The organism is Pseudomonas sp. BP8 (assembly GCF_017875955.1).
Lineage (GTDB): Bacteria > Pseudomonadota > Gammaproteobacteria > Pseudomonadales > Pseudomonadaceae > Aquipseudomonas.
The window spans coordinates 2750354-2766484 of sequence record NZ_JAGINK010000001.1 but is presented as its reverse complement, the minus strand read 5'-3'; the positions used below and the strand labels follow the sequence as shown (position 1 = coordinate 2766484).

Below are 16131 nucleotides of genomic sequence, written 5' to 3'. Positions count from 1 at the left end.
TAGGGCTACAGGCTCAATATCGTAGCGCTGCGATTTTTTTACAGAGCCTACTGCATCCTTAATCGTAGCGCTACGATTTTATCTTCTGGCTGGGCCAGGCGGTCTTGCGGGATGGGTCTAGGGGTAGAGATGTACGCGTCAGAGCGCCAGGCTTGCCAGCGCCATCAGCAACAGCATCGCGATAATGATTTTGCGCGCCAGGTCTTCACTCGTTCGCTTGGCAAAGATAGCCCCGACACTGACCCCGGCCATCAGCACCGGAAGGCTCATCAGGCCCAGATGCAGTGATTCCCGGCTGAACAGGCCCATCGCCCAGAACGCGGGCAACGCAGCAACGTCCATCGCCAGAAATGCCGCAATGATCGACGCCCGCCCCGCCTCCAAGGCCAAGGGTGAACCGAGGAAAAACACGATAACGGGTGGCCCACCGAGCCCCAGTGCCCCATTCAGCACCCCAGCGCCTGCGCCAGTAGCAGCCGTTTGCAGTGCTGATGGCATTCGCCGCAGTTTGAAACCTGAGATCAACACCGCGCAGCACAGCACGATCAGCGAAGCCAACACGACCTTTATGACTTCGCCCGGTATCTTCACCAACAGGTACGCTCCTAGCGGCGTGGCCAGCACCGACGCGACCACCAGCACACGAATCGAGGCCCAATGCACCTTGCCCCAGATAACCGGAAGCAAGCGCACACCCGCTGCGATTTCAAGGACGAACATCGCGGGGACGATCATCGCCAGCGGCATCACGAATGACAGCGACATGATCGCCAGCAAGGTGAATCCAAACCCGGAAAAGCCCCGTGCGATGGCTGCGATAAACACGCAGCCGAGCGCGTAGGCCGTGACGCTAGGCGATATGAGTATCAACTGACTGAAGAGTGGCAAGCGTATTCCCTAATCGACTGACGCAGCGCAGGTGCGCATCAGCTTGCAGGATCGCCGCGCGCGCGACTAGTACAGGGCGGACGTAATGCATGATAGTGAAGGCAGCGGATCAAGACTCAGAGACTTCCTCTTTCGCCCTCACCGGCTTGGCCCCTGCCTTCGTCTCCTGAACCACGATGTAGAACTCCTCACCATGTTTCACCGCCCCATACAGCACCGCTTTCTCTATCAGTTCGCTGCCGCGCAGGTGACGCAACATCAACGGGTCCTTGCGCAGATCGCGATACAGCGCCAGGCAGAGAAACACCATCACCACCACAAACGGCAGCGACACGACGATGGTCAGGTTCTGCAAGCCGGTAAGGGCCGCGCCTGGGTTTGCCGGATCACCGATCGCCAGCATGATCGCCGCAACGATACCGGTAAGCGCTCCCCAAAAAATCACGGTGCGCCGAGACGGTTGCGTCGTGCCACGCTCCGAGAGCGTGCCCATTACCAGCGATGCGGCGTCCGCACCCGAGACGAAGAAAATCGCCACGAGCACCATGACCAACACCGACGTTATCGACGCCAGTGGGTAGCCGTTGAGCAGGTCGTAAAGCGCGTCATTGCTGTTCACCACCCCGTCCACCAGCAGCAGACTGCCCTCGCGCACCGCATCGATACCGGCGCCACCAAACAATGTGAACCAGATAAGACTGACCAGGCTCGGTACCAGCAACACGCCGCTGACAAATTGCCTGATGGTCCGCCCGCGACTGATGCGGGCGATGAACATGCCGACGAAGGGCGTCCAGGAAATCCACCAGGCCCAATAGAACACTGTCCAGCTGGCCAGCCAGCTGTCCATCTGCGGCCCGCCACTTGCGCTGGTGCGCGCCATCATCTCTGGCAGCATCTTGATGTAGACGCCGATTGAGGTCGGCAACAGGTTCAACATCAACAGCGTTGGCCCGACCAGGAAGACGAACACTGCCAGGGTCAGCGCCAGAATCATGTTGATGTTGGACAGCCACTGGATGCCTTTACCAATCCCCGACACTGCAGAGGCGACAAAGGCGATGGTCAACACGGTGATAATGGTCAGGTAGAAGACCTTGCCGGGGCTGTCGATCCAGCCGTTGTATTCGAGGCCGCCGGCAATCTGCAGGGCGCCGAGCCCAAGGGAAGCGGCAGAACCGAACAGGGTGGCAAAAATGGCCATCATGTCGATAACACGGCCCAGCGGGCCATTGGCATGTTTGCCTATCAGCGGGCGGAATGCGGTAGAGACCAGCTGTGAACGCCCGCGTCGAAAGGTGCCATAGGCAATAGCCAGACCGACAATGGCGTACATCGCCCAAGGGTGCAGGGTCCAGTGGAACAGCGTGGTGGCCATCGCCACTTGCATCGCTTCGTTTGATTGGCCAACGGCCGATCCGGGCGGTGGCGTGATGTAGTGCGACAGCGGCTCAGCGACACCGAAGAACATCAGGCCGATGCCCATGCCGGCACTGAACATCATGGCAACCCAGGACACCGTGCGGAACTCCGGCGCTTCGCCGTCACGCCCCAGAGGGATCCTGCCGTAGCGGCTCGCCGCCAGCCAGAGCACAAAGACGACAAACAACGTCGATGTCAGAACAAAGAACCAGCCGAAGTGAATGATGACCCAGGATTGCGCCGCAGACGCACTGGCGGCCAGACTTGCCTGACTGGCAAAGCCCCAGACAATGAAGGCGATTGCCATGAGGCTGGTAATGCCGAACACGACCCAGTCGATCTTGCCTTCGAGGTGGCGATCCTGCCGTGCTTCTTCCGTTTTAGAGGGGTCGGTTACCCCGAGCGCGAGCGCTTCCGAGTTGTTTTCTGTCGCCATGAGTGAGCACCCATTCGTGTTTTTTTGCAGGTTTTTGTTGTTTTATCGGTAACACTGCAAACAGTCCGATGCGGGTATGGACTGGACGCCAGGCGATTATCCGGCACTGCCTCAGGTAGCTTGTTCTGAGAGCGGCGCGGCGCACGCTGTGAACGACGCGGGGGAGCCTGCGGATCAATCCAAGGACACTAGGGATACTTGCGCGAAGGCAGTTGGCTCAGGCAGGGTCAGTAACAAGAAGAGCGGCCCGAGAGCCGCCCCTGCAATCAACAGCCAGACCTTAGCGGTGCTCGGCCATTGCAGTTCGCACATGGCGCACCTGTTCTGCGGTCACTGCCGATGCCTGGTTGGACCAACCTTGACGCAGGAAGGTCGCAAGCTCGGCTACCTCCGCATCGTCCATCCGCTCGGCAAAACCGGGCATCGGCAGCACAGACGGTGCCCGCGATGTCGAAGGCGTCGCCGCGCCGGCCAGAATGACATGGAGCAGTGCCTCGGCGTTATCGGCATTGACCACCGAAGCCCCATCCAGCTGGGGGAACACCCGCTCTGCACCTTTACCAGAAACAAAATGACAGGCCCCGCAGTTGTCGATGTACAGCCGCTCGCCCAAGGTCAGGTCCTTGGCAGCGGTCAGCTTGGCGACTGTCGCAGCGCTGCGCTCTGTCTGCCGCTGGTACGCCGGTGTTTTGGCTGGCGCCAGCGACTTCAGGTACATCGCCATGGCCTGCAGGTCGGCATCACTCATGTGCGAGGTGCTGTTGGCGATCACGTCGGTCATCTCGCCGGCGACCGAGGCCTTGGCATTGCGCCCGGTGCCCAGGTATTCGACCAGCTCCTCCTCGCTCCAGTGCGGCATGCCGCGCAGGGCCGGCACACTCCAGCCGTTGAGCTCGGTACCGGTCAGGTAGCCGGACGCAGATTCGTCCAGTCCCTTCTCCTGCAAGGTCAGTGCACGCGGCGTGTGGCAAGAGCCGCAGTGGCCGAGCCCTTGCACCAGGTACGCGCCTCGGGCGATCTGCGTTTCACTTGCAGAAACCGAGCTGGCCTCGGGTGCCGGCGAGAACAGGCTGCGCCAGTACGCCAGTGGCCAGCGTATCGACAGCGGCCACGGAACGTCGTTGGCCTTGTTCGGCTGCTCGACCGGCGCCACACCCTGCATGAAGTAGGCATACAGGGCCTGCACATCGTCGTCTGTAACCTTGGCATAGGACGGGAATGGCATTGCCGGGTACAGCGCGCTGCCATCATGTCCAATGCCGCGGCGTACGGCACGCTCGAACTCGCCGTAGGTCCACTCTCCGATACCGGTTTTCTTGTCGGGGGTGATATTGGTCGAGTAGATGGTACCGATCGGCGAGGCGATGCCCAGCCCGCCGGCGAATGGCTTGCCGTCGACATGCCCGGTATGGCAAGCCACGCAGTCTCCGGCGCGTGCTAGGTAGGCACCTTTCTCGATCAAGGCTGGGGTGATGGCCTGGGTCAGCTTGGCATCGGCATCGCCAGCGCGGTTGAGCAAACCGGCGACCATCCATGCCAGCACGCCAGCAACCAAGGCCACGCCAGCCAAGGCCAGCAGAACGCAACGGGATTTGGTTTTCATCGGCGCGCTCCTCATGCCTGCACCAGCGGGCCGGGGTTTTTCAGGTACTGATCCTTGATCGCTTGCGCCGCAAACAGAGTCAGCGCGCCGATCAGCGCAGTGGGGTTGGCCTGGAAGTTCTGCGGGAAAGCATTGCCGCCTGGCACGAACACGTTGTGTACGTCCCAACTCTGCAGGTAGCGATTGAGCGCGCTGGTTTGCGGCGAGTCACCCATGACCGCGCCGCCGACATTATGGGTGGAGACGTACTTGGTGATGTCCCAGTGCGAGTCCATGCCCAAGAAGCTTTCGCTGTAGCTGTCGGGATTCAGTTCTTTGGTAACGTCCAAGACGATCTTGCGCAGGTGCTGCTGCAATTTGAGCTCGTTCTCCTTCCAGTCGAAGGTGATACGCAGTAGCGGCTGGCCCCATGGATCTTTGTAGGTTGGATCGAGGTCGACGTAATGGTCGCGGTACGACATGCAACTGGTGGTGATACTGACTTTCATCGAGTGGCCGTACCACTCCTGCATGCCCTCCTTCCAGCCCTGGCCCCACTCGGGAGTACCACTGGGCAGTGCGGTGCCAATCGGTGTGCCGGTGGCCTGGGAGCTGTGAATCTTGGCGCCACCAATGAAGCCCAGCGCCGGACCGTCATAGTTGCCAGGTGAAACGTCGTTGAACATTTGCCCGCTAGCGCCAGCGGTGGCGAACGGGTTGAAGTGTTTGTCCTTGAAGAACAGCGTGGCCCCGCCGTTGCTCAGGAACGCATAGTTGCGCCCGATAGTGCCCTTGCCGGTGACCGGGTTGTACGGCTGGCCGATGCCCGACAGCAGCATCAGGCGCACGTTGACGAACTGGAAGGCCGCCAGCACGACGATCTTGGCCGGCTGGAACACTTCGTTGCCTTGGGCATCGGCGTAGGTGATGCCCTTGGCGGTCTTGCTGTCCGGATGCAACTCAACGCGCAGCACGTTGGCATTGACCCGATAATCAAAGTTGTCCATGCGCTTGAGCGCATCCATCACCGCAGTCTGCGGAGAGGCTTTGGAATAGTTCAAGCACGGGTATTTACTGCAGTAGCCGCAGTAGTTGCACGGTGCGATCTGATTGCCGTAGGGGTTTTTCCAGGCCCGCGAGACGTTTGCCGACGGATTGGGGAACGGATGGTAGCCAAGCTTGCGCGCAGCCTCGGCGAACATCTTGTTGTTCAGCGTGTCTTCCAGCGCCGGCAACGGGAACGGGTTGGAGCGCGGGCCCTCGAACGGGTCACCGCCCACGAGAATCTGACCGCCCAGGTTACCGGTATTGCCCGACAAGCCGCAGATCTTGTCGAACTTGTCCAGGTAAGGCTCGATTTCGTCCCAGGTGAACGGGTAGTCCTGGATCTGCATGTCGCTTTGCAGAATGCCGGGGCCATAAGCTTGATCGGCGTAGGTCTTGAGCTTGATGTCAGTAGGTGTTGGCCGGATGAGTACGCCAGTCCAGTGCAGGCCCGAACCACCCACGCCAGTGCCGGGCACGAAGGCACCCCACTGGCGGGTCGGTAACGCGGTGCTGTTGAGGTTGTGGCGTACGGTCAAGGCGCCGTCCTTGGGCGTGACCATGATCTTGTTGCGCACACCGTAAGCGTACTGGTCAGCCGGCTTGGGATAGGCGAAATCGGCATTGCTGCGGTCTTCACCGCGTTCGAATGCGCGCACTTTCAGGCCCGCCTGGGCCAACTCGATGCTCATCAGCGAGCCGGCCCAACCCAGGCCGACGACGGCTACATCGACTTCGTCATTGGTAATCTGTGCCATATAAAACCTTTAATGCTGTATCGCAGGGCGAAGGGGTCAACCGCGCTGACCGGTCAGGCTGACCGGGCCGAGGGGGTAAGGGACATTGTGCTGAGCTACCCATTCCAGATAGCTGGCGCGCGCACCGGGAAAGCCGATGGCGATCCACGCCTTCATGCCCTTGTTGCCGCCGTAGATCGGGTCGGCGAGCCAACCTTGGCGGCTATGGTTGAGCAGTTCGCTGAAGAACAGCTTCGCTTTGAGCACACGTTCGCCATGGCCGGCAAAATCGACCTGGCCCGCTTGCAGCTGTTTAAGCGCCTCATCGCGCTGCTTGAGCGCCAGTAACGCGAAGTGCTGGCCGTAGGTTGACTGGCACCAGCTTTCCAGCGCGGCGATGCCCTTTCGGTAGATTTCCTGCGGGGTGTACGGCAACTGGTAACCCATGGTAGCGGGCGCTTCTACGTCGAATGGGCCTTCCAGGTAGATCTCACTCCCCAGGTCTCCCGCCAGTTGCTGATCAATGAAGATCGGCACATTGGTTTCCAGCGCGCCCGGCCCCCGGCCATCGGCTGGGATCAGGCGATCACACGCGGCCAGGACGAAGGTCCATTCAGCCGGGGTGAAAAAGGTCGGGGTGTAGCTTTCGAGGCTGGGAGCAACCATTTCTGCCGCAGCGGCGGCGCTCAGCCCTTTAACCGCGATACCCATGGCGGGCAAAGCTATCAGGGAAGAAAGCAGAAACTTCCTTCGCGAGGTTTGTTTGGCTAACAACATACAGGTCTACCTATGACTAATCACAAAAGCCCCGTGACTCGCCCATTCGGCCAACCTGCCTTGCGCTTGGCGCCCTGCGGCTGATACAGGCTTTGGCTTGAGCGAGATCCACGGTTCAGCGCCGGGGTTATGCCCCTGTTTTTTGGCTACGTGAGACGGCGTGCTGGGCGAGCCACGCCATTGGCGAAGCCATCTACTTGAATGATGTCGTACATCATGAGGGAAAATGATAGCAGGCTATCAAATAAGTAACAAAGTATTTCTTGGCGTTGTCAACCGCAGCATTGTCGCAGGGTCGTCGGGAAGTCTGCCCTCGGTAGGTCTGTGGGAGGGCCGTTCACCGATGCCCGCCTACGGCGTCAGTCTCTTTGTCTCTCTGCCCTGGTCATCGGGGCGAATCTTGAACCAGATGGAATACATCGCGGGCAGGAACACCAAGGTCATGACAGTGCCGACAAAAGTACCTCCGATCAGCGTGTAGGCCAGCGTGCCCCAGAACACCGAATGGGTAAGCGGGATGAAGGCCGACTTCTGAGTGAGTGGGCGAAGACGGGTGATGGGTTGCACCACCCGCCTCCGCCGCTGTCGAGTTCGCTACTGAGCGAACTAAGTTTCTCTCTTATCAGCATGCACCCTATGGAACATGCCTCCCACACCATTAACTGATCAACTGGTCAAGTTAATACAAGTACCCGAACAGGCGATTATGAAGTACAGGCAAACGTTTGCTATCATTGCCAATTAGCCGATAGGTGGGATGAGCAGTCCACTCGTCAAAAAATGCCTGAACACTCACGCACAGGGTGCAAGTACAACCTATAGATCTACTGATCACCTCAATACCTTGAGCCGATAGAACAACCGCACTTGGCAATATGCCATAGCAGCAATGGACAAAGCACACTACTAGCAGATGGAACCGGCTAACGTGAAAAGCGTATTATCTCAACCCAGTAAACGATGGGTGACCAAAAAGTTTCCTGATAGTTTGCAGTGGCCCCGGACTCAGTTACTACTGCGCTTCAGCGGACTCGCGTGTATTGTCCACGGTCTGGCATGGGGCGCCTACTACGCCACAAACGCCATGAGCCTACTAACCGCTCTGCTGTTCGCGGTCGTGCTGGTTGGCGTGGCATGCCTGTACCTTTCAGTCAGACAAAAACAGTTTTCCTTGGGTGCATTGGCTCATCTTCTGATGCTCATTACAATTACCGCCAGCCTAGCTGATGCACCAACAGCAGCCGGGCCCAGGTCAGCACACCTATTTTTTATACCGCTTGGTGTCGCCTCGTTGTTATTGTTTCGCTACAGCAACCTCTACCTGCGCTGGCTGTTCCCCACCACCTGTTTTCTGAGCGTCGCTTTTTTTGCAAATAGCATAATCGGCTTTACAGAGATAACGCTTTTCCCGCAGGAGATCAGTGCGCTTGGCCACATCTTGAATAGTGCTATGGCCATGGCACTGACGATTGGCGTATTGGCCATTTTCCGTGACGACCTCAAAAGCAAGGTAGAACTGCATACAGCGTTGGCACGTGCCGTGGCACGAAATGAACTGTGCACGTATATGCAGCCACAAGTCTCTGTTGAAGGTCGAATCATTGGCGCCGAAGTGCTGCTGCGTTGGAACAGGCCGGGTTACGGTATGCAATCGCCAGCAGAGTTCATTCCGGTAGCCGAAGAGACAGGCCTGATACATGATATGGGCCTCAGGGTATTGGAAGAATCCTGCAGGCTTCTGAAATACTGGTCTGGCCTAGAAGGTGCTAGCCAGTGGAAGTTGTCGGTAAATGTCAGTCCGCTGCAGCTCACCTCTCCAACCTTTGTAGAGGAAGTCCGGAAGATTCTTGAAGCGTCCGATACCCCGGCAAACAGGTTGTGCCTGGAAATCACCGAATCCGTCTTTTCTGGCGACCTGAAATCCATCGTATCGACAATGGAAGCGCTCCGCCAACAAGGTGTTTTGTGGTCACTGGACGATTTCGGTACAGGTTTCTCTTCGCTGTCCTTGTTACGCGAGCTGCCACTGGATGAGTTGAAGATTGACCGGTCATTCATTCATGGCATTGAACATGACAACAGAAAAAAACAGCTCATCCGAAAAATAATAGAAATTGCTGAAATCCTCGACATCTCCACCACCGCAGAAGGGATTGAAACTCAGCAACAATATAAATGCCTGGAGGCAATGGGTTGTCACGCATTCCAAGGTTTCTTTTTTGGGCGGCCGATTGCCGCCGCCGAATTTATGGATACGTATGCAGCCAGTCATAAAGCGTCGAGACACCCTACCAAACCTTAGATTGGACTAAAATTTCCTTATACCTTCACGTCAGGCGTCCAGAATGGAATCCCCAAGCGAAAGCAAACGCCCGATACGTTGCGTCGCTAGCTTCATGCTTTCTACTAACCCAGGCACATCGCAATCCTGCTTTCGATATTGAGGAATGGTCGCCGAAAGGGATCCCGCCACCTGACCGTCAACGAAGAACGGCACACCAATACCAAAGGCCCCCAGTACCCGTTCGCCATCACCCACCGACCAGCCACGCTCTCTGATAGCCAGCAGATCTGCCTGAAGCGCCTCATGGGATACGATAGTGGCATCGGTGAGTTGTTTCAGTACCAATCCGTCAGCAAAGCTCGGAGCCAGGTGAGCCAACACTGCCTTGCCGGCGCCCCCCGCATAGAGCGGTACATCGACGCCCGTTTCGAGCGTGTACTGAATGGGTCGCCATCCCTGCACAACCTCGATGAAGTGGGCTTTTGCTGTTTTGGCGTCAAAGCCCAAAAACGCGACGGTTTCGCCGGTTTCCTTGACCAAGGACTCGATGACGCCTCGGCACAACTTGGCAGTCGTGCACGTTTTGTTGTTCAGCTGCGCGGCCCATTGATACAAGCGTGCGCCTGGGTAAAGCGCCTTGCCATTGGCAAACACCAGGCTTGCCTGGGAGGCGGACTCAACAATTTTCCGGGCAGTTGCGGCATTGCAGTGTAATTCCGATGCGATGCCGGAACTGCACAGATACCCATTCGGCGCAGCGCAAAGAATCTGCAACAGCCCCTCGAGCCGAGCAACGGTAGAGCTGTCATCGTCAGCGCTAATATGCTGCTCGCCCCCGCAATGCTCAACCAGCAGGCGCTCGAGCTCACTCACCACAGCCTCGACCTTCTCAATCGAGGCCGGTGCCCTCTTCGTGTCTTCACCGCCCAGATCGTGAAGTGAAACCGTGATGATCAGCCCTTGGCTCAAGCGCCTGGTCACACACGCAACGGCAGGAGGAAACTCATACTCTGCTATCGGTGCAACCGGGTTCATCACCCTACTGGACGTGCACTGAGAATCGTTGCCTGGCGTGTGCTGCAAAAAGTCACTGAACCTACGGCCGATGTCGCCAAAGCCCAACGGGTAGACCGAACCGATCTGAGGGCGAAATGCCAGGGTGGCCTGGGCCTCCCCGCAGTAGAGCACGTAATAGCCGTTCAAGTGCGGGGCATAGACCGAGAGCAAGGCCGCCTGTTTGGCGACCCCTGCCAACCCGTCCAGAAGGAGCCTGCCGGCGCTCAGCAACGCGCTGCGGTTACTCAGGGCGAGCATGAGCACCCTGAAACGCGGCCCGACCCGATATTTACCCACCCCCTCCTCTACGGCGAAGTCGCGATCGACCAATGCGGTCAGGATCCGATTGATCGTGCTCCGGCTTTCGTCCAGCTCGCTGGCCAACTCCCTCACCCCCCAGGGCTCGCCCTCCGCTCGTCTGACCAAGGCGTCCAGGACCTCGATCAAGCGTCCATGGCTGGAGGTGGCAGCTGGAGCTTTAGCGCCAGGGATTTCAAGGGATGCGTTGGGCATTTCAGGTTACTTGCAAGCGTTCGGGGCCTCCATTTTGAGCCTGATGCCTGGCCCGTGGCAATCATCACCCAGTTGACAACCACGCACTCCACGAGGATCCTACAAAAAACAAAACAGGACGCCGTCCCATTTTTTAACTTGGGCGTGACCTATAAGCTGGAGTGACCTATGAATAACAACAATACGCTGACGGAGTCCGTCGCCATGCCTGAGCCTGCAGCCGAGCGTAGGACCAAGGCGAAGAAAGCCACCGCCGCTGCCGTGTTCGGTACCTTCGTTGAGTACTACGACTTCAGTATCTATGGGTACCTCGCTGCGACCCTGGCGCTGGTCTTCTTTCCCTCCGACGACCCAACGACTGGCCTGCTCAACACCTTTCTGGTGTTCGGCTCTGCCTTCCTCGTGCGCCCTATCGGAGCGGTCGCATTCGGCTGGCTTGGCGACAAAGTCGGGCGTCGCGCGAGCTTGATCGCCAGCATCACGCTGATGGGTATCGCCGCTACGCTGATCGGTCTGCTGCCCGGTTACGCACAGATCGGCGTCTGGGCACCTATCCTCCTGGTCGCCTTGCGCATGCTCCAAGGCTTCTCGGCAGGTGGCGAAATCGGCGGTGCAGCCAGCTACATTCGGGAATGGGCGCCGGCCAACCGGCGTTCGCTGTACATCTCCTTCCTACCGTCGATCGCGCAGTTCGGTAAAGGCCTGGCGGCCGCGATCGCCGGCCTGGCAGCCGCATGGCTGACTGATCCACAGATGGCTGAATGGGGATGGCGGGTGCCGTTCCTGCTTGCCCTGCCGCTGGGCATCATCGGCCTGTGGATGCGCCTGGGCATCGAGGACAGCCCGGAATTCGAATCCAGAAAAGCAGAAGAGAACGAGTCAAAGAGCGCGCCGTTCGCCGAACTCGTGCGTGACTACATGCGCCCGCTGACCAAGGTGATGATGATCTCCATGGTGCAAAACATCGGTACTTACATCGGCACCGTCTTCATTGCCGCGTACTTCAGTTCCATCCTCGGCTACTCGAAAGGCCAAGCCTCCACCATCGTCCTGGTTGCCGTCAGCTTCGCGGCCTTGATGATTCCCCTGGCTGGCCAGCTAGGTTCGATCATCGGCAGCAAAGCCGTGCTGCGCCTGGCCTACCTGGGCTACGCGGTGCTCTCCGTGCCGTCCTTCATGCTCATGCAGCAAGGGCAAGTCAGCCTGGCCATGGCTGGCCTGGCCCTGGGCATGGTGCCGTACGCCCTGTGCCTGGCGGGTACCTACTCGGTCATGCCGGAGTTCTTCCCGACCCACGTTCGACACACCGGAGTCGCATTCGGCCATAGCGTCGGTGCTGTGATCGGCGGTGGCATAGGGCCGTTCATGGCGACCTGGTTGATCGGCGCCACCGGCAATCAGATGGCACCTGCTTTCATCCTCTGCGGCGCCGGTGTTCTCGGCCTGATCGTGTTGTGGACTGTCCGCAACCAAGCTGACGCCGACGACAACAAACATCAATTTTCCTGAGTACAACAACATGTCGCTTATCTACGTCACGAGCCCTATTCACCCGACTGTGCTTGCTCGTCTTGCTGAGCTGGGTGAGGTTTGTCTTGGCTATGGCTCCAACGCCGTTGGTTATGACGAGGTCCGCAACCAGGTGGATGCCGTGTTTTTGCGTGGCGGTCATATCAGCGCTGAAATGATCGCTGCATCGCCGAAGCTGCGCATCGTCGCCCGCCACGGCGCGGGCTATGACAATGTCGATTACCAGGCTGCGCAAACGCATGGCGTCTGGGTAACCAACACGCCAGGCGCAAACCAGCGCAGCGTGATCGAACACGTCTTCGCTCTGCTGCTGTCGCTGTGCCGCAAACTGCCGATGGCCAGCGAGCAGACCCGCAACGGCAACTGGGCACAAGACCGCCTTGCGCTTACCGGCATCGAGCTTGAAGGCCGCACCTTGGGCCTGGTCGGTTTCGGCAATATTGGTTCTAGCGTTGCACCTGTTGCTGAAGCCTTTGGCATGAAGGTGATCTTCACCGACCCTGCAATCGATCCAGGCTCGGACAGCCGTTGGGTAGACTTCGACACCCTGCTGGCCACTGCCGATGTAGTCAGCCTGCACGTGCCGCTGCTGGCCACCACCCGCAACCTGCTCGGCACGCGTGAATTCGCCAAGATGAAAGATGGCGCGATGTTGATCAATACCAGCCGCGGTGGCGTGGTAAACGAAGCAGCGATGATCAACGCGCTGAACAGCGGAAAGCTCGCCGGCGCAGGTGCGGATGTGCTCAACGCAGAGAACATCGACATGATCAACCCGTTCGATCATCCCACTCCCGACATCGCCAATACGCCCAACCTGATCGTGACCGCCCACGTTGCCGGACAGACCGACGAATCGCTGATGCGCGTCGGCATGAGTGCACTGGAGGCGATTGCCGCTGTGCTGAACGGTGAAGCGCCTGCGCATCCCGTCAACAAGCCTGCGCCGAAGTCATTCAGCTAAGTCATTTTTCGTAAGTGGAGGCATCCAATGTTCATCAATGTGTCCGATGAGTCGATCAGCGTTAACACAAACTGGGCGCGAGCCGACCTGTCATTGATTGAAGAGATTTCGCACTACCCAGTAGCGCTCATCGGTGACGTACTCCAGCGCATGGGCATGATGGCCTCGGCCATTCGTCACACCGCTGGCAAGCCGAGCTTCTTTGGCACCATCCTGCCGCTCAATACCCGCGAAGGTGACAACCTCGCCATTCACCGAGCGCTGGATGAGGCCCAGCCTGGTGATGTGTTGGTAATCAACGGCAACAGCGAAGTGAACCGCTCTGTATTCGGCGACCTGCTGGGGGAGATATGCCTGGCCAAGCAGGTCGCAGCGGTAGTCATTGACGGCGCGGTGCGGGACGTTGAAGAACTGAACAGCATGGGCCTGCCGGTGTACGCCCGGGCAGTGAACCCAGCCGGCCCATCGAAGTGGGGCCCAGGCCAGGTGGGCATTGCGGTCGCTTGCGGCAACGTCGTCTGCTACCCAGGCGACGCCATCATCGGTGACCGCGACGGCATCATTGTCATTGCACGCAGCGCGATCCCGACCTTGGCCGAGCAGGTCAGGCAACAGGACGGCTACGAAAACAGCTTCCGCGAAAAAGTACGGGCGAGCGTGCGCTAATACGCAGGGCTGCTCAACGGCCTGAGTGCTGAAACGAAAAGGGCCCAGATGTCCACCGCCAAGTAAAACGCAAAGTCGACCCTAGGCGGTGGATGTGCGTGCTGCCTAACAGGCTACTGAGCAGTTGTCTGATTGCATGCGCGTCCACTACCCAATTCCTATCGGTAATAAAAAAATAGCGCCCACAATTGGACGCTACCTTCATATCGATCTACCCGCAGAGCTACTCGAGGTTCACACGCTGCTCTCGATTACGCACGCTGTTGTGCAAATCGTCTGCCTTGAGGTCGGAGTCAACCAGCATCTGTGCTGCGCCCGAGCCGTTCTCAACGCTATCAAGCCAGTAGAGCACGGCCTTCTTCATGAACCAGTGCGGCGTTCGATCCAGCGAACCAGCAGCAAGCTTGATCCGTTGCCGGGTAGCGGCATCAAGCTTGATACCTGCCGTCGATGAGCTCACACACACCTCCCCTCTTAGCGATGAGTTACTGTCAGTCAAACTGTTGAAGCACGTGCCGCCACTTGGCGAGCGCTGGCTCGCGCACGGCGCTGATAAGCCAGCAGCAAGCCGATGTACCACAGCGGCATCACATACAGCGCCGAACGGGTATCAGGCTCCAGCGCCAGCAGGCACAGGACGAAGATCAGGAACAGCTGCGACAACGCTGCGGTGACCTTGCCCCCTGGCAGCTTGAACGTGCTGCGCTGGTGGGCCTGGGCATTTTCCCGACGGTAGGCGAAGTACGACATTAGAATCAGCGACCAGGTAACGATGATCATTACTGCCGAAATGGTCGAGACCAAGGTGAACACGGTCATCACATCCGGGATCACGAACAGCAGCGTCAATGCAATGGCCATGCAGACACCAGAGAACATCAGCGCCCTGACCGGCGTACCCGACCCTGACAAGCGTCCGAATGCGCTAGGCGCCTGGTTTTGATGAGACAGGCCGTAAAGCATCCGCGAGCCCGAGTAGACCCCGCTATTGGCGGAAGATGCGGCGGACGTCAGCACCACGAAGTTGATGATTCCCGCAGCCGCCGGCAGACCTCCAAGCAGGAACAGCTCCACGAACGGACTGCGATTGGCCGGTACGTTGGCCCAGGAGATCACACTGATGATGCACACCAGCGACGCGATGTAGAACAGCAGGATGCGCACAGGGATCGTGTTGATCGCCTTGGGCAGGGTTTTTTCCGGGTCCTTGGCCTCGGCTGCCGCCGTGCCAATGAGCTCGGTCCCGACAAACGAGAAGATCGCGATCTGGAAGCCGGCCAGGAAGCCGATGATACCGTGCGGCATCATCACCCCAGGCGCCACCAGGTGGCTGAACGACGCGGTCACCCCGCCAGGCGAGGTATAAGACGTGGCGACCATGAGCAACCCAGTCACCACCAGCAACACGATGGCCACCACCTTGATCAGGCCAAACCAGAACTCGACCTCACCAAACGCCTTTACGGCGAGCATGTTGAGGGCCAACAGGATGAACATGGTGGCAAATGCCGGCAGCCAGGTCGGTACGTCGGGGTACCAGTACTGCAGAAAACCCGCAACGACCACCACATCACCAACGGCAGCCACCACCCAACTGAGCCAGTATGACCAACTGAGGATATACCCGGCGCGTGGCCCGAGGTAATGGTGGACGAGGTCGGCAAACGAGCCCATCTTCAGATCAGCAAGGAGCATTTCGCCCATCGCCCGCATGATGCAGAAAACGAAGAAACCGATGATCGCGTAGACCAGGATAATCGAGGTCCCGGACAGCGCGATAATCTTGCCCGAGCCCATGAACAGGCCAGTACCGATCGCGCCGCTGATTGAAATAAGTTGTATGTGTCGGTTTTCGAGTCGTCGTTTTAATACCCGACCATCATCGGGTTTTGCGTCTTGTGAGTTGCACGTCTGATGCATAACTGACCTCTTATTCTTTTTCTGAAACACCTCGGCACTTCCTTCACCGCAGCCTGTTATGGGTACGCTAGTGCAGGTGTTCGCTACCTTCGCGAACTTCAAGGCCTCGGCAACTATGCACATTAAAGGCACACCTTACAGGCGTCACGTGTTCCGATCGTTAATCCGTAGCCCACCCATTGAAAAACAAGACGCCAATAACACAGGGGCTCATTTTGCCAGCCACGGGGGTCAATCGGAACGCTACAAAGTGCTCATGGGCAATCAATATGCTTACAAAGTGACAGGTTCACCTGACAGTGTGTTCTGCAA

At 58.5% G+C, this 16131-nt stretch carries 13 protein-coding genes; 4 read left to right on the top strand and 9 right to left on the bottom strand.

Annotation, left to right across the window (positions count from 1 at the left end):
- Positions 1–138: 138 nt before the first annotated feature.
- From J3B00_RS12080 to J3B00_RS12055, 6 genes are all read right to left on the bottom strand, one after another.
- The gene (locus tag J3B00_RS12080; protein WP_209867723.1) at positions 139–888 is read right to left on the bottom strand and encodes a sulfite exporter TauE/SafE family protein; all 750 of its coding nucleotides are present in this window, start codon (positions 886–888) and stop codon (positions 139–141) included.
- 109 nt (positions 889–997) lie between these two features.
- The gene (locus tag J3B00_RS12075) at positions 998–2746 is read right to left on the bottom strand and encodes a BCCT family transporter (protein WP_209867722.1); all 1749 of its coding nucleotides are present in this window, start codon (positions 2744–2746) and stop codon (positions 998–1000) included.
- A 280-nt stretch (positions 2747–3026) separates the two neighbouring features.
- The gene (locus J3B00_RS12070) at positions 3027–4349 is read right to left on the bottom strand and encodes a cytochrome c (protein ID WP_209867721.1); all 1323 of its coding nucleotides are present in this window, start codon (positions 4347–4349) and stop codon (positions 3027–3029) included.
- 11 nt (positions 4350–4360) lie between these two features.
- The gene (locus J3B00_RS12065; protein WP_209867720.1) at positions 4361–6130 is read right to left on the bottom strand and encodes a GMC family oxidoreductase; all 1770 of its coding nucleotides are present in this window, start codon (positions 6128–6130) and stop codon (positions 4361–4363) included.
- Between the two features lie 36 nt (positions 6131–6166).
- Complete coding sequence (locus J3B00_RS12060; protein ID WP_245362537.1) at positions 6167–6820, bottom strand: gluconate 2-dehydrogenase subunit 3 family protein; 654 nt, start codon at positions 6818–6820, stop codon at positions 6167–6169.
- 417 nt (positions 6821–7237) lie between these two features.
- On the bottom strand, positions 7238–7453 hold the full coding sequence (locus tag J3B00_RS12055) for a hypothetical protein (protein ID WP_245362966.1): 216 nt from the start codon (positions 7451–7453) through the stop codon (positions 7238–7240).
- Positions 7454–7814: 361 nt separating this feature from the next.
- Here J3B00_RS12055 and J3B00_RS26875 point away from each other — a divergent pair, with 361 nt between their 5' ends.
- The gene (locus J3B00_RS26875) at positions 7815–9188 is read left to right on the top strand and encodes an EAL domain-containing protein (protein ID WP_209867718.1); all 1374 of its coding nucleotides are present in this window, start codon (positions 7815–7817) and stop codon (positions 9186–9188) included.
- Between the two features lie 30 nt (positions 9189–9218).
- Here the strand turns inward: J3B00_RS26875 and J3B00_RS12045 are convergent, their stop codons facing one another.
- The gene (locus J3B00_RS12045) at positions 9219–10739 is read right to left on the bottom strand and encodes an IclR family transcriptional regulator C-terminal domain-containing protein (protein WP_209867717.1); all 1521 of its coding nucleotides are present in this window, start codon (positions 10737–10739) and stop codon (positions 9219–9221) included.
- 168 nt (positions 10740–10907) lie between these two features.
- Here J3B00_RS12045 and J3B00_RS12040 point away from each other — a divergent pair, with 168 nt between their 5' ends.
- The 3 genes from J3B00_RS12040 to J3B00_RS12030 are packed head-to-tail and all read left to right on the top strand — an operon-like array spanning position 10908 to position 13899.
- Positions 10908–12248 carry an MFS transporter gene (locus J3B00_RS12040; protein WP_209867716.1) on the top strand — a complete coding sequence of 447 codons (1341 nt, stop codon included), beginning with the start codon at positions 10908–10910 and terminating at the stop codon, positions 12246–12248.
- A 10-nt stretch (positions 12249–12258) separates the two neighbouring features.
- Positions 12259–13233, top strand: a complete 975-nt coding sequence (locus J3B00_RS12035) for a hydroxyacid dehydrogenase (protein WP_209867715.1) — start codon at positions 12259–12261, stop codon at positions 13231–13233.
- Positions 13234–13260: 27 nt separating this feature from the next.
- Positions 13261–13899, top strand: coding sequence for an RraA family protein (locus J3B00_RS12030; RefSeq protein WP_209867714.1), 639 nt, complete (start codon positions 13261–13263; stop codon positions 13897–13899).
- A gap of 223 nt (positions 13900–14122) precedes the next feature.
- Here J3B00_RS12030 and J3B00_RS12025 read toward each other — a convergent pair whose 3' ends face one another.
- Together J3B00_RS12025 and J3B00_RS12020 are read right to left on the bottom strand one after the other, a co-directional pair.
- Positions 14123–14359 carry a transcriptional regulator gene (locus J3B00_RS12025; RefSeq protein WP_209867713.1) on the bottom strand — a complete coding sequence of 79 codons (237 nt, stop codon included), beginning with the start codon at positions 14357–14359 and terminating at the stop codon, positions 14123–14125.
- Positions 14360–14394: 35 nt separating this feature from the next.
- Entirely contained in the window at positions 14395–15819 is a 1425-nt protein-coding gene (locus tag J3B00_RS12020; RefSeq protein ID WP_209867712.1) for an amino acid permease, read from the bottom strand.
- Between the last annotated feature and the right edge of the window lie 312 nt (positions 15820–16131).

Bases quoted from the DNA above. Each gene is read 5' to 3' on its own strand.
- J3B00_RS12075 (WP_209867722.1), bottom strand. From the start codon at position 2,746: ATGGCGACAGAAAACAACTCGGAAGCGCTCGCGCTCGGGGTAACCGAC.
- J3B00_RS12070 (WP_209867721.1), bottom strand. From the start codon at position 4,349: ATGAAAACCAAATCCCGTTGCGTTCTGCTGGCCTTGGCTGGCGTGGCC.
- J3B00_RS12065 (WP_209867720.1), bottom strand. From the start codon at position 6,130: ATGGCACAGATTACCAATGACGAAGTCGATGTAGCCGTCGTCGGCCTG.
- J3B00_RS12060 (WP_245362537.1), bottom strand. From the start codon at position 6,820: ATGGGTATCGCGGTTAAAGGGCTGAGCGCCGCCGCTGCGGCAGAAATG.
- J3B00_RS12045 (WP_209867717.1), bottom strand. From the start codon at position 10,739: ATGCCCAACGCATCCCTTGAAATCCCTGGCGCTAAAGCTCCAGCTGCC.
- J3B00_RS12040 (WP_209867716.1), top strand. From the start codon at position 10,908: ATGAATAACAACAATACGCTGACGGAGTCCGTCGCCATGCCTGAGCCT.
- J3B00_RS12035 (WP_209867715.1), top strand. From the start codon at position 12,259: ATGTCGCTTATCTACGTCACGAGCCCTATTCACCCGACTGTGCTTGCT.
- J3B00_RS12030 (WP_209867714.1), top strand. From the start codon at position 13,261: ATGTTCATCAATGTGTCCGATGAGTCGATCAGCGTTAACACAAACTGG.
- J3B00_RS12020 (WP_209867712.1), bottom strand. From the start codon at position 15,819: ATGCATCAGACGTGCAACTCACAAGACGCAAAACCCGATGATGGTCGG.